This window comes from Maribacter zhoushanensis (assembly GCF_029350975.1).
Lineage (GTDB): Bacteria > Bacteroidota > Bacteroidia > Flavobacteriales > Flavobacteriaceae > Maribacter > Maribacter zhoushanensis.
The window spans coordinates 163,766-176,577 of sequence record NZ_JARKMR010000002.1 but is presented as its reverse complement, the minus strand read 5'-3'; the positions used below and the strand labels follow the sequence as shown (position 1 = coordinate 176,577).

The 12,812-nt window shown below is 34.8% G+C and carries 13 protein-coding genes; 9 read left to right on the top strand and 4 right to left on the bottom strand.

Translation table 11 applies throughout. The annotated features are described in order from the left end of the window. Positions 1 to 8 precede the first annotated feature (8 nt). Entirely contained in the window at positions 9 to 458 is a 450-nt protein-coding gene (locus tag PXD56_RS07270; RefSeq protein WP_276492676.1) for a low molecular weight protein-tyrosine-phosphatase, read from the top strand. A 3-nt stretch (positions 459 to 461) separates the two neighbouring features. Next, entirely contained in the window at positions 462 to 1,184 is a 723-nt protein-coding gene (locus tag PXD56_RS07265; RefSeq protein ID WP_276492675.1) for an SAM-dependent methyltransferase, read from the top strand. A gap of 55 nt (positions 1,185 to 1,239) precedes the next feature. Here PXD56_RS07265 and PXD56_RS07260 read toward each other — a convergent pair whose 3' ends face one another. The 4 genes from PXD56_RS07260 to dapF all read right to left on the bottom strand — a co-directional run bounded on the left by PXD56_RS07260 (position 1,240) and on the right by dapF (position 4,354). After that, positions 1,240 to 1,869, bottom strand: coding sequence for a hypothetical protein (locus tag PXD56_RS07260; protein WP_276492674.1), 630 nt, complete (start codon positions 1,867 to 1,869; stop codon positions 1,240 to 1,242). Between the two features lie 147 nt (positions 1,870 to 2,016). Beyond that, on the bottom strand, positions 2,017 to 3,060 hold the full coding sequence (gene mltG, locus PXD56_RS07255; RefSeq protein WP_276492673.1) for an endolytic transglycosylase MltG: 1,044 nt from the start codon (positions 3,058 to 3,060) through the stop codon (positions 2,017 to 2,019). Then, complete coding sequence (locus PXD56_RS07250) at positions 3,060 to 3,584, bottom strand: GNAT family N-acetyltransferase (RefSeq protein WP_276492672.1); 525 nt, start codon at positions 3,582 to 3,584, stop codon at positions 3,060 to 3,062. The genes mltG and PXD56_RS07250 overlap by 1 nt, the downstream gene beginning before the upstream one ends. Further along, complete coding sequence (gene dapF, locus PXD56_RS07245) at positions 3,578 to 4,354, bottom strand: diaminopimelate epimerase (RefSeq protein WP_276492671.1); 777 nt, start codon at positions 4,352 to 4,354, stop codon at positions 3,578 to 3,580. Before dapF ends, PXD56_RS07250 begins: the two co-directional genes overlap by 7 nt. A 127-nt stretch (positions 4,355 to 4,481) precedes the next feature. Between dapF and PXD56_RS07240 the strand changes: the two genes are divergently transcribed. The 7 genes from PXD56_RS07240 (at position 4,482) to PXD56_RS07210 (ending at position 12,722) form a co-directional block, all read left to right on the top strand. Beyond that, entirely contained in the window at positions 4,482 to 5,873 is a 1,392-nt protein-coding gene (locus tag PXD56_RS07240; RefSeq protein ID WP_276492670.1) for a S1C family serine protease, read from the top strand. A gap of 116 nt (positions 5,874 to 5,989) precedes the next feature. After that, a complete protein-coding gene (locus tag PXD56_RS07235) occupies positions 5,990 to 7,438 on the top strand; it encodes a glyceraldehyde-3-phosphate dehydrogenase (protein ID WP_276492669.1) in 1,449 nt (482 codons plus the stop codon). Between the two features lie 146 nt (positions 7,439 to 7,584). After that, the gene (locus tag PXD56_RS07230; protein WP_276492668.1) at positions 7,585 to 8,208 is read left to right on the top strand and encodes a tRNA (guanine-N1)-methyltransferase; all 624 of its coding nucleotides are present in this window, start codon (positions 7,585 to 7,587) and stop codon (positions 8,206 to 8,208) included. Positions 8,209 to 8,240: 32 nt separating this feature from the next. Beyond that, the gene (locus PXD56_RS07225; RefSeq protein WP_276492667.1) at positions 8,241 to 8,684 is read left to right on the top strand and encodes a GNAT family N-acetyltransferase; all 444 of its coding nucleotides are present in this window, start codon (positions 8,241 to 8,243) and stop codon (positions 8,682 to 8,684) included. A 17-nt stretch (positions 8,685 to 8,701) separates the two neighbouring features. Next, the gene (gene trmD, locus PXD56_RS07220) at positions 8,702 to 9,376 is read left to right on the top strand and encodes a tRNA (guanosine(37)-N1)-methyltransferase TrmD (RefSeq protein ID WP_276492666.1); all 675 of its coding nucleotides are present in this window, start codon (positions 8,702 to 8,704) and stop codon (positions 9,374 to 9,376) included. A gap of 136 nt (positions 9,377 to 9,512) precedes the next feature. Next, positions 9,513 to 9,863 (top strand): 50S ribosomal protein L19, encoded by a 351-nt coding sequence (gene rplS, locus PXD56_RS07215; RefSeq protein WP_076548108.1) that lies wholly within the window; start codon positions 9,513 to 9,515, stop codon positions 9,861 to 9,863. 642 nt (positions 9,864 to 10,505) lie between these two features. After that, positions 10,506 to 12,722: an NADP-dependent isocitrate dehydrogenase gene (locus tag PXD56_RS07210; RefSeq protein WP_276492665.1), complete on the top strand. Its 2,217-nt coding sequence runs from the start codon at positions 10,506 to 10,508 to the stop codon at positions 12,720 to 12,722. Positions 12,723 to 12,812 lie beyond the last annotated feature (90 nt).

The following is a 12,812-nucleotide window of genomic DNA, read 5'->3' as shown; positions in this document are numbered from 1 at the left end:
TACTTTGCATGAAAGTGTTGATGGTTTGCCTAGGTAACATATGTAGGTCTCCGTTGGCAGAAGGCATTTTAAAAAGCAAAGTTAACAGTGATCAAGTTTATGTTGATTCGGCAGGAACCGGAGGTTACCATATAGGTAATGCACCCGACCCAAGATCCATTAAAGTAGCTAAAGAGCATGGCTTGGACATCAGTTCACAAGTGTGCAGAAAATTCGGTGTTTCAGATTTTAATGCTTTTGATGTGATATATGCTATGGACAAAAGCAACTATAACAACATTATAAGCTTGGCTAGAAATAAGGAAGATGCGGACAAAGTGAAGTTATTATTAAATGAAATTAGCTCATTTGACGAAGAAGTTCCTGATCCCTATTATGATGCTGTAGAAGGGTTTGAAAATGTATTTCAAATGATCGACCAAGCTTGCAATGTAATAGCTGCTAGATTAGAAAAATAATAGATGAGTACACAAAACGGAAAAATAGGTAAGGTATATTTAATTCCTACAACTCTTGGCGATATGCCGCCTTTAGAGGTTCTACCCATTTCAATTAAACAGACTATCGAAAGGCTTGATCACTACGTTGTTGAAAATGAAAAAACCGCTCGTCGTTTCATAAAGAAAATTAGCCCCAGAAAATCGCAACCAGACTTAAAACTATTTGTTTTAAACAAGTTTACAGAAGCTACTGAAATTCCCAGTTTTCTGAATCCGTGTTTAGAAGGATTTGATGTAGGCATACTTTCTGAAGCTGGTTGCCCAGGTATTGCCGACCCAGGTGCCGCAGTAGTTAAAATTGCACACGATAAAAATATCCAAGTAATACCTTTGGTAGGCCCCTCTTCTATTCTACTGGCCTTAATGGCAAGCGGCATGAACGGTCAAAATTTTGCTTTTAATGGATATTTACCTATTGATAGCTCTGATCGCAAAAAATATATCAAGAATTTAGAACGAAGATCTAAAGAAGAAAATCAATCTCAAGTATTTATTGAGACTCCCTACCGTAATAACAAAATGTTAGAAGAGCTTATTAAAACTCTAGCCCCTAATACAAGAATTTGCGTAGCTGCAGATATTACTTTACCTACGGAATACATTAAAACTAAGACAGCCATAAATTGGAAAAGAGAAAATGTAGACCTACACAAAAGACCTGCTATATTTATTATTAAGGCATAAAAAAACCTTGACAAACAAATGCCAAGGTTTCCCATTTTCATATTTACCAAAACTCTTATATTCTAGGATTACGTTTTGCTTCTACCATAGAAACATCATAACCTGCAAATTTTTTCATGTAATTAGAAATACTAGTACCGTAACCATCTGATAGCTCGATACGCCCGTGAGATCTTAGATACAATTTTACGTTACCAGGTCCTGCTAAATGAGCAGCTGCTAGAATACCAGATTCGGTAATCTGTATACCCTTCATGTTTACACCTACGTAACGCTTAATATCTTTTCTAAGAATCCACTTATTTCGAGATGTATTTACCTGAAATACTTTTTCTTGCAACACCGGGTTGTTCAAAAACTGATTACCGTCATAAACGCCAACCAATTCAAGCGTACCAATTCCGAATTGATATTTACCCATATAACCATAAGTATTGGTCACAAAATAGTTACCCTGAGATTCTTTAAAAGCTAATGCCTCTTTAAAACCAATAAATTGACTACCAAGAAAGGGGGGAGCGATTTGATAATTTGCCAATAAAGCCTCTTCTTTAGGATAAGAAACCAAAATTGGCTCCTTCACTTTTAACTGCCTAGGTACTTCAACGCTAAATGGCTTAAATCCATAACCAGATAAAACAAAAATCACAATCAGAGGACAACTTGCTAATATCCATCTTCTCATATCATATATTTCTTAAGACTTACGGCGACTACTATTTGCCTGCTTAAATTTCTGCGGCAAAGGTAGACCTGATTTTGTGAGACTTTAAGAAGGTTCTGTTAAAAGAATACAGATTTAGTTAAGAAGTTCTAAAATTCGGATGAAAGCTTACCTATTGATTTTCTGAGCGTTAATCCATCGGATGTACTGCGCTTTATTTCGGTTATGTTGCGCTAAATTCTCTGCAAACATGTGATAACCGAACTTTTCAACATTTGCCACAAAATAGTAATAATTGTGTTTTTTAGGATTTAAAACAGCATCTATGGCAGTAATATCAGGCATTGCTATCGGCCCTTGTGGTAAACCAGCATATTTATAAGTATTATATGGAGAATCCATTTCTAGATCTCTATACAAGACTCTTTTAATTATGGTATCGAAATTACCGGTTTCTTTCTTTATGGCATAAATAACAGTAGGATCTGCCTGTAATAACATTCGCTTTCTTAACCTATTCAAATATACACCGGCAACGGTAGGTCGCTCATCAACCTTTGCGGTCTCCTTATGAACTATAGACGCCAAAGCAATTACCTCATTAGGTTTTAAACCAAGAGCACTCGCTTTTTCTTTACGGGTAGCTGTCCAAAAACGATTGTATTCTTTTAGCATTCTAGCTCTAAATGACTCCGCAGAAGTATTCCAAAAGAACTCATAGCTATTAGGAATATATAAAGAAATCTTATTAGCCTCATCAAATCCGTTTGCCTTTAAAAATTCTTTATCATTAAATGCGGTAACCAATGAAATACTATCAGCCTCTATCTGACTAGCAATTCTTCCCGCTAAATCATTAATATTTTCTTGATTATTAAAAGAGACTTTGACAGGTAAATTTCCACTACGCAAAGAATTTACAATTTGATTATTGTTCATCCCCTTCCCTATTCTATATCTTCCCGCCTTAATATTATCTAAATATCCTTTTCTATCAGCCGCAGAAACAAATGAATCAAAATCTTCTAAGACCGGAGAAAGCTGTTCTTTTAAATTATCAATTGTGGCATCAGAAGGTATAAATACTATAGCTTCCTCATTTTCAAAACTAGTATTTGGAGTGAAAATTGTTTCGTAAACAGTGTAAGCAAAAATTCCACCGCCAATAAAACCTACGAGTATTACACCCAATAAAATACGCTTGATGTTCATTAATTATTTATTTTTTGCAATAATACTTCATTCTTATAGGTATCCTTAAATCTTACCCAATCTTTCTTGATTCCTATTTCTTGAAATCCCATCTTTTTAAACAAATGGAGGCTAGGAGCATTTTCTTCTAAAATATTAGCGTAAACTTGCTTTAAGCCTAACACATCAAACAAGTAATTACACAAAAGCGCAATTGCCTCTGCCCCTATTCCTTTATTTCTTTGCGCTTCATCTAATACCACAATACCAATACCTGCCCTATTATGATTTGGCTCAAAATCAAAAACATCAATTAAACCAACAGTGTTATATTCATTTGTACATATCACCAACCTTAATTGTTTAACATCATAAATATCTCTGTGAGCACTATCTAAATACAATTGCAACACATCTTTCGAATAAGGCGTAACCGTACCACTTACTTCCCAAACTTTAGTATTATTCTCGATTTTGTACAAAAAATCAAGGTCCCTCTGCTCTAAGGCTCTTAGATATATTTGTTCTCCTTTTAATGTTACCACGTCAATTCTCCTTTAAATACTTGTTTTGCCTCACCCTTTAGAAAGATATTACTATAAACACCCTGCTCTTCTTGAAAAGTAACTTCTAGATTGCCACCTAATGCATTAATGGCAATAGTTTTATCTTGTGTATTTCCTAAATGGTACATACTTAATGCAACCGCCGTTACCCCTGTACCACATGAAAGTGTCTCATCTTCTACTCCACGTTCATAGGTTCTAATATCAAAAGCGCCATTGGCATTCGCTTCAACAAAATTGATATTACTACCTTTTTTGCCATAAATACCATATCGCATACGCGCACCTTCTTTTACAACATTAAACGACTTTAAACCTTCTACCAATTGTACGTGGTGCGGTGAACCCGTATTCATAAAAAGAGCATTTGACTTCTCTTTAATTTCGCTAACATCTGTCATCTTAAGACTAACGACATCACCTATGATAGTAGCTTCATGAAGCCCATCTACCGCTATAAAAACCGTATCCTTTTTAATGATATCTAAAAAATGGGCAAAAGCTACAATACACCTTCCGCCATTACCACACATACTTCCTTCATTTCCATCGGCATTATAATACACCATTCTAAAATCGGTATTACCGTCATTTTCCAACAAAATAAGTCCGTCAGCACCCACACCAAATCTTCTATGACAAATCTTGGCTATTAATTCTGTATCGTCCTTAGCAAATTGTTCGTTGCGATTGTCTATCATCACAAAATCGTTACCTGTACCCTGATATTTATAAAACGTATTTTCCATGTTATATTAAAGCCTCAAAGATAGTATATAATTAGGTTTTGCCTGGTAGTTAAAAACTAGTTAAACGCTTATGAAATAGCATAAAAACGAGTAATTTTGTTCAGAATACGTTAAATCTTTAATGAATATGAAAAGAATAGCAAGTCTCTTGTTGGTATCTGTATTTGCTGGTGCAATTACTTTGGGTGCTTACAAACTATTTTTCGAGAAGGAAAATTTCACCATTATTAGCCAAGAAAACAATGGTGGTGTTGTTAACGCAAGTTATACCCCAACCTCTGCCAGAGGTGCCGGTATCAATGAAGTTGATTTTACCATAGCTGCCGAGAATACGGTAAATGCCGTAGTACACGTAAAAAATATAACAATCAGCAAGACACCTACCACCATATTCGATGTATTTTATGGCACAGGCAGAAGTGCGGTACCACAAGTAGGAACTGGATCTGGTGTGATTATATCTTCTGATGGCTATATTGTAACCAACAACCATGTTATAAATAAAGCTACTCAATTACAGGTCACTTTGAACAATAACAGAACCTATAATGCCGAATTAATTGGGACCGACCCTAATTCTGACATCGCTTTAATTAAGATTGAACCAAAAGAAAAGTTACCCTATTTAGCTTTTGGAGATTCTGACCATACTAAAATTGGTGAATGGGTTCTAGCTGTGGGCAACCCATTCAATCTAACATCAACGGTTACAGCTGGTATTGTGAGCGCCAAAGCACGTAACCTTGGTAAAAATCAATCTTTTATACAAACCGATGCCGCAGTGAATCCAGGGAACTCTGGTGGGGCACTAGTAAATACAAACGGAGATTTAGTGGGCATCAACACCGCCATTACATCACAAACAGGATCCTATGTTGGTTACTCATTTGCAGTACCCAGCAATATTGCAAAAAAGGTTGTTCAAGATATCTTGGAATACGGTAATGTTCAAAAAGGGTTTATGGGTATTAGTCCTGCGCCGGTAAATACCAGAGATGCCATTGCAAAAGGCATCAATAATATTGACGGAGTATTCATTGAGTTGGTAGAAGAAGAGTCTGCAGCACAAGAAGCAGGAATCGTTGTCGGTGATATCATTAAAAAAGTCGATGAAATTGATGTGCATAAATATCCTGATTTAACCGGATATCTATCTACAAAAAGACCCGGTGACACTTTAGAATTTGTAATCGACAGAGACAAAGAGCTACTTAAATTACCGTTAGTACTAAAAGAAAGACAAGCTTTAGTTGTACCTGAAATGGGCTTAGAAGTAAGAAACCTTACCGAGCATGATAAGAAGGTATACAAAACAACATCTGGAGTTAAAATCACCGGCGTGCCTGAAAGATACAGAGGTTACGGTTTATCAGAAAAAGTAATTGTCAAGGTAGACGACCATGAAATAGGAAATATTGACGACGCCTACACAGCATTTGGCAGTATTTCTAAATACGGAAAAACTGTTATTGTAATGGTAGGTTCCAATGGCGAAAGAGACCGATTGATCTTTCAATAAAAAACCAAACAAAAAATACAGCCTTCGTAAAAACGAAGGCTTTTTTTTGAAAAATATTTATTTTAAGTGCTTAATTTTTCTAGTTTTGTGCGAATTCTAAAAATAATCAACTAATTATGGCTCCACAGACCACATTTGAAAAAGAGCTGGCATTTCAAGCAGATCGTAGAAAAGCTACGACAGAATTTATTAAAATCGTAAGTGATTTATGGTATGATAAATCTATTGAAATTGTCCTTTTTAAAAATCAGGTTATTGACAAAAATGTAAGCGACATTATACACTTACATGAATACGCAGGCGAATTTGTCCAAAAACCAATATCTATTTTTGATTCGGTAGAAATTCTTCGTTCCATATCAGATATGTCGCTGCCACCGTCTAAACTTGATATTGGTAAATTGACTTACGAATATCACTCTGACACCAATATTCTAAACAATGTAAAATCTTTTGTCATAGATAAATTAAAGTCTGCGCAAGACTTTAAAAGTATAGAGCCTAAAGATGTTGTCCTATACGGTTTTGGAAGAATCGGTAGATTAGTTGCCAGAGAGCTAATGTCCAAAACTGGAAAAGGAAACCAATTAAGATTAAGAGCGGTAGTTGTTAGAGGAAAACCGAGCATTGAAAATCTTGAAAAAAGAGCCAGTTTATTAAGAACAGATTCTGTTCATGGTATATTCAACGGTACTGTAAAAGTTGATTACGCCAACCTTAAACTTATTATCAACGGCACAACGGTACATGTTATATATGCAAACATGCCCGAAGAAATAGATTATACCGAATATGGTATAAACGAAGCACTGGTTATAGATAATACCGGTGCCTTTAGAACAAAAGAACAATTAGAAAGACACCTGCAGGCAAAAGGAGCATCAAAAGTGCTATTGACCGCACCTGGCAAAGAAGTAGCAAATATTGTTCACGGTGTTAACCATTTAGAATATAGCCCAGATGATACAGAAATCTTCTCCGCAGCGTCTTGCACAACAAATGCAATTACACCAATATTAAAGGCTATAGAAGAAACTTTAGGTATTGAAAAAGGACATCTAGAAACTATCCACGCATATACGAATGATCAGAATTTGGTGGACAACATGCATGGAAAATACAGAAGAGGTCGTGCAGCAGCATTAAATATGGTCATTACCGAAACCGGAGCAGGAAAAGCTGTTACCAAAGCATTACCATCTTTAAAAGGTAAATTAACCTCTAACGCAATTAGAGTTCCTGTACCTAATGGTTCTTTGGCAATTTTAAATCTTGATATAAATCAAAAAACATCTCTTGAGGGCGTTAATAGCATGATTAAAAAATATGCGCTTGAAGGTGACTTGGTTGAACAAATTAAATACTCATTAGATAAAGAATTGGTATCATCTGATATCATAGGTACCTCTGCCCCATCTATTTATGATAGTATGGCAACAATTGTATCAGAATCTGGTAAAAATATTGTTCTTTATATATGGTATGATAATGAGTACGGCTATTCGCATCAAGTTATTCGCTTGGCAAAATACATTGCTAAAGTTCGTCGTTTTACGTACTATTAATAGTCTTGTAGCAAAACATCTATTTAATGATTACTTACGTAATTAAATAAACAGTTTTATGCTTTGTACTTTTTTTTCATATTTCAAGAATTATAAAGTACTTTCGTCAACTCTAAATTATTCAAATTAACCTAAGAATCTATTACATGAAGTTTTATAGAATACTATTGTTGCTAGCCTTTCTTTTAGCTAGTAATGTAAATTTTGCACAAGACACTGAAGAAGAAGGAGATAAACTATCTCTTGACGAAGGTCCAATCAGTAATCAGTTCGATTATATTGCGAAGCGTTCAGGAAATTATAGAGCAGATGGTGTTAGGTATGAAGTGGTAAAAGAAACTAATCTTTTTAAAATTAGAAAGAATGTTTTAGATTCTATTGCCGCTATGAACAAAAAAACAGGCGAGCTAAAATCTACAATTGCAGAACATGAGACTACAATTACATCCTTAAATAAAAAACTAGAGGAAACTACTACTAATTTAGGTGCAGTCACGGAAGAAAAGGATAGTATGTCTTTTTTAGGCTTACCAGTTTCTAAAGGAACATATAATTTTGTTCTTTGGACTATTATAGGAGCGTTGTTTTTAACTCTAGGTTTGTTTATTTATAAATTCAGAAATAGTAATATTTTAACTCAAGAGGCTAAACAAAACCTATCTGAACTTGAAGTCGAATATGAGGATCATAGAAGAAGAGCCTTAGAGCGAGAGCAAAAAATAAGTAGACAGCTACAAGACGAGATTAATAAACAGAAGAAAACTAAATAATTAAAAGCTCCTTACGGAGCTTTTTTTTTGATATGATACGTATTAAAAGAATTACAATAGCAGAGATTAACGAAGTTGCTCCTCTTTTTGATGGATACAGAGTGTTTTACAAAATGGAATCTGATCTTGTTGCTGCTGCGGAGTTTTTGAAAAACAGAATTGCAAAAGAAGAATCTATTATTTTTGCAGCTTACGAAAATAACAAAGCGGTAGGTTTCACCCAGCTTTACTATACTTTTTCTTCCGTAAGCCTACAAAAATCTCTTATTTTAAACGATTTATATGTTGATGCCAATTATAGAAAACAATCTATAGGAGAACAATTACTATTGAAAGCACAAGAGTTTTGCAAAAAGAACACTTACAAAAGACTGGCACTAGAAACGGCTATTGACAATCCTGCCCAAAAATTATATGAGAAATTAGGATGGGAAAAAGATTTCCATGCTTTTCATTACTTTTGGCAGGTTAAATGATGATGCAAAATCAAAAGATGCGAATAGATATTATTACCGTATTACCTGAATTACTAACCAGCCCCTTTGAAGCCTCTATTTTAAAAAGAGCCATTGACAAAGGATTAGTCGAAGTTCATTTTCACAATATAAGAGATTACACCTCTACCAAGTACCGTAATGTAGATGATTATCAATTTGGTGGTGGTGCCGGTATGGTTTTAATGATAGAACCAATTGATAAATGCATAACCGAATTAAAATCGCAACGAGATTATGATGAAGTTATCTATATGACTCCTGATGGTGCTACCTTAAATCAGAAAATGGCGAATACACTTTCTATGGTAGAGAACATCATTATTCTTTGCGGTCATTATAAAGGTGTTGATCAGCGTGTTAGAGATGCATTTATTACTAAAGAAATTTCTATTGGTGATTATGTTCTTTCTGGTGGAGAGCTAGGAGCTGCAGTACTTTGTGATTCTATTATAAGGTTATTACCCGGTGTGCTGAACGATGAAACCTCTGCCCTAACAGATACTTTCCAAGACGGACTATTAGCTCCGCCCGTTTATACTAGACCTGCGGAATATAAAGAAATGAAAGTGCCAGAGATTTTACTAAGTGGTAATTTCGGAAAGATTGAAGAATGGCGTGAAAACAAAGCATATGAACGTACAGAAAAGCTACGTCCGGATCTACTTGAATAGCCTAAACATATATATTGAAGAAAATTCAAATAAATACTTGTGTGTTTTAATTTAAATATTATTTTTGCACCCTGTTAGAACAACCTCTGACGATAATCGTGAATGTTGCTTTAATTTAATTCCAATTAACTATACAATGGAATCATTAATAAAATTTGTACAAGACGAGTTCGTAACTAAAAAAGATTTTCCAAAATTTTCTGCTGGTGACACAATTACTGTGTACTACGAAATTAAGGAAGGTGAAAAAACAAGAACTCAGTTCTTTAAAGGTGTTGTAATACAACGTAGAGGTTCTGGTTCAACAGAAACTTTTACTATCCGCAAAATGTCAGGTACTGTAGGTGTTGAGCGTATCTTCCCTGTAAACTTACCTGCACTTCAAAAAATTGAAGTTAACAAGCGTGGTAAAGTACGTAGATCTAGAATTTACTACTTCCGTGAATTAACCGGTAAGAAAGCTAGAATTAAAGAGATAAGAGGATAAATTTCTCTTCCTTATAATATGAAGCATTGTATCATTTTTGATACAGTGCTTTTTTTATGAACAAAAGTGAATAACACATGTTCATAATGTGTTGATTAATAAAAGTTTACAATTTTTAATTTTGAATTGTATTTTTTCGTAAATTGTAGTGTAGTTAAAAAATTGGAAGGACGAAAAATCCAATTTTAGACTGCTACGGAGTTTACGTTCTGTCGTATTGTTGTTAGACCAAATCTTTTAATACTTATTAAAAGAGGTAAATCTTAAGTCTACAAGCTGTCGCTTATAGCCTTTAAGACAATTGAATTATAGAAAGACTATATACTAGGTTTCTATTTTACGATAAAGACAGCAAAAAGAAGTGATGTGTAGATGTTGGGTTACGTACCTGAGAATCGAAAAACATTTTATAACGTTGAATTAGTGAAGCGGGTGCAATCAAGGGTTGCCGTTCTAATGAAAAATTAGAACAAACTGTCCGTAAACTTTTTCTAAAAAGCCATATCATTGTATGCGTACATTGATATGGCTTTTGTTATTTAACAAAACTTCTTCCCAAGCCTGAAATATTAAGGCATTTGCACGTTTTAAAACTTTTAGAAAATCGTATATTTGTTCCGCTTAAATTAAAACAAACTGCACATGTCCAAAATTTTTTATACCAAAACAGACGAAGCGCCAGCTTTGGCAACGGAGTCTTTTTTACCTATTGTAAAAGCGTTTACTAAATCTTCAGGAATTGAAATTGAAACTAAAGATATTTCTTTAGCCGGTAGAATTGCCGCAACATTCCCTGAGTTGTTAACGAAAGAACAACAGGTGTCCAATGATTTGGAAGAATTGGGCAACATGGCTAAACAGCCAGAAGCTAACATTATAAAATTACCTAATATTAGTGCTTCTGTTCCTCAATTGAACGAAGCCATTCAAGAATTACAGTCTAAAGGCTATAAATTACCTAACTACCCAGACGAGCCTAAGAATGACGAAGAAAAAGAAATTAAGGCTAAATACGACAAAATTAAAGGTAGTGCAGTTAACCCGGTATTACGTGAAGGTAACTCTGACCGTAGAGCACCTAGAGCTGTAAAAAACTACGCAAAGCAAAATCCGCACAGTATGGGCGCTTGGAGCTCTAGCTCTAAAACTCATGTTGCTACAATGGGTAATGGCGATTTTCAAGCCAATGAAAAGTCATTGACATTGAACGATGCTACTTCTGTACAAATTAAACTAGTTTCTGAAGGAAGAGAAACTATCCTAAAAGATAAATTAGCTTTACTGAAGGGTGAGATTATTGACGCCACGGTAATGAGTAAAAAAGCTTTATTAGATTTCTTACAAAAGGAAATTAAAGATGCTAATGATAAAGGGGTTCTTTTCTCTGTGCATTTAAAAGCTACCATGATGAAAGTTTCCGATCCAATTATTTTTGGTCATGTAGTAGAAACTTTTTTGAAACCAGTTTTTGTAAAATACGCTGAAACTTTTGACACATTAGGCGTTAGTCCTAATGATGGTTTAGCTAGTTTATATCAAAAGATAGATAAACTTCCTGCTGCCGAAAAAGATGCTATCAATAAAGATTTAGATGAAGCTCTAGCAAACGGACCAGATTTAGCAATGGTTAATTCTGATAAGGGAATTACCAACCTTCACGTTCCTAGTGATATTATAATTGACGCTTCTATGCCAGCTATGATCAGAAACTCTGGTCAAATGTGGAACAAAGAAGGGAAAGCTCAAGATACTAAAGCCGTTATACCAGATAGTAGCTATGCAGGTATTTATTCTGCTACTATAGATTTCTGTAAGGAACATGGTGCTTTTGACCCAACTACAATGGGTACTGTACCAAATGTAGGTCTTATGGCTCAAAAAGCTGAAGAATACGGTTCTCATGATAAGACTTTCGAAATTAAACAAGACGGAAAAGTTCAAGTTGTTGATTCAACTACCGGAAAAGTTTTAATAGAACACGATGTTAACGATGGTGATATATGGCGTATGTGTCAAGTAAAGGATGCACCTATCGAAGACTGGGTAAAATTAGCCGTATCAAGAGCGAAAGCAACAAATGATCCTGCTATTTTCTGGTTAGACGAAAACAGAGCTCATGATGCCGAACTTATTAAAAAAGTAAATACTTACTTAGCAAAAGAAGACACTGCCGGGTTAGATATTCAAATAATGTCGCCAATTAAGGCTACTGAGTTTACACTTAAAAGAATGAAGGCCGGTAAGGATACTATTTCGGTATCGGGTAATGTATTAAGAGATTACCTTACAGATCTTTTCCCAATCTTAGAAGTTGGTACGAGCGCAAAAATGCTTTCTATTGTTCCTTTAATGAACGGTGGCGGACTTTTTGAAACTGGTGCAGGTGGTTCTGCTCCAAAGCATGTAGAGCAATTTTTAGAAGAAGGACACCTTAGATGGGATTCTTTAGGCGAATTCTTAGCATTAGGAGTTTCTTTAGAATTCTACGGAGAGAAAAATTCAAATGCTGCAGCTAAAGTTCTTGGTGACACCTTAGATAGCGCAACAGAGAAGTTTTTATTGAACGATAAATCCCCTTCTAGAAAAGTGAAAGAAATAGATACTAGAGGTAGCCACTTCTTTTTAGCTAAATATTGGGCAGAGGCTTTAGCACTTCAAGATGATAATGCAGAGCTAAAAGCTATATTTTCTAAAGTAAGCTCAGAAATTAATTCTAAAGAATCTCAAATTCTTACCGAATTAATAGATGCTCAAGGTTCTAAACAAGACGTTGGTGGTTATTACAAGCCAGATCCAACGCTAGTTGCCAAAGCAATGAGACCAAGCACAACGTTAAATGGCATTTTAAACTCCATTTAATCCTATAAATTTATATTACAAAATACCCTCAATGAAAATTGAGGGTATTTTTTTGTCTTTTAATTAGTTGTAGGAGTATCTCGTATTTCT

Bases quoted from the DNA above. Each gene is read 5' to 3' on its own strand.
- PXD56_RS07210 (WP_276492665.1), top strand. From the start codon at position 10,506: ATGTCCAAAATTTTTTATACCAAAACAGACGAAGCGCCAGCTTTGGCA.
- PXD56_RS07265 (WP_276492675.1), top strand. From the start codon at position 462: ATGAGTACACAAAACGGAAAAATAGGTAAGGTATATTTAATTCCTACA.
- PXD56_RS07260 (WP_276492674.1), bottom strand. From the start codon at position 1,869: ATGAGAAGATGGATATTAGCAAGTTGTCCTCTGATTGTGATTTTTGTT.
- rplS (WP_076548108.1), top strand. From the start codon at position 9,513: ATGGAATCATTAATAAAATTTGTACAAGACGAGTTCGTAACTAAAAAA.
- PXD56_RS07225 (WP_276492667.1), top strand. From the start codon at position 8,241: ATGATACGTATTAAAAGAATTACAATAGCAGAGATTAACGAAGTTGCT.
- PXD56_RS07235 (WP_276492669.1), top strand. From the start codon at position 5,990: ATGGCTCCACAGACCACATTTGAAAAAGAGCTGGCATTTCAAGCAGAT.
- PXD56_RS07240 (WP_276492670.1), top strand. From the start codon at position 4,482: ATGAAAAGAATAGCAAGTCTCTTGTTGGTATCTGTATTTGCTGGTGCA.
- PXD56_RS07270 (WP_276492676.1), top strand. From the start codon at position 9: ATGAAAGTGTTGATGGTTTGCCTAGGTAACATATGTAGGTCTCCGTTG.
- PXD56_RS07230 (WP_276492668.1), top strand. From the start codon at position 7,585: ATGAAGTTTTATAGAATACTATTGTTGCTAGCCTTTCTTTTAGCTAGT.
- trmD (WP_276492666.1), top strand. From the start codon at position 8,702: ATGCGAATAGATATTATTACCGTATTACCTGAATTACTAACCAGCCCC.
- dapF (WP_276492671.1), bottom strand. From the start codon at position 4,354: ATGGAAAATACGTTTTATAAATATCAGGGTACAGGTAACGATTTTGTG.
- mltG (WP_276492673.1), bottom strand. From the start codon at position 3,060: ATGAACATCAAGCGTATTTTATTGGGTGTAATACTCGTAGGTTTTATT.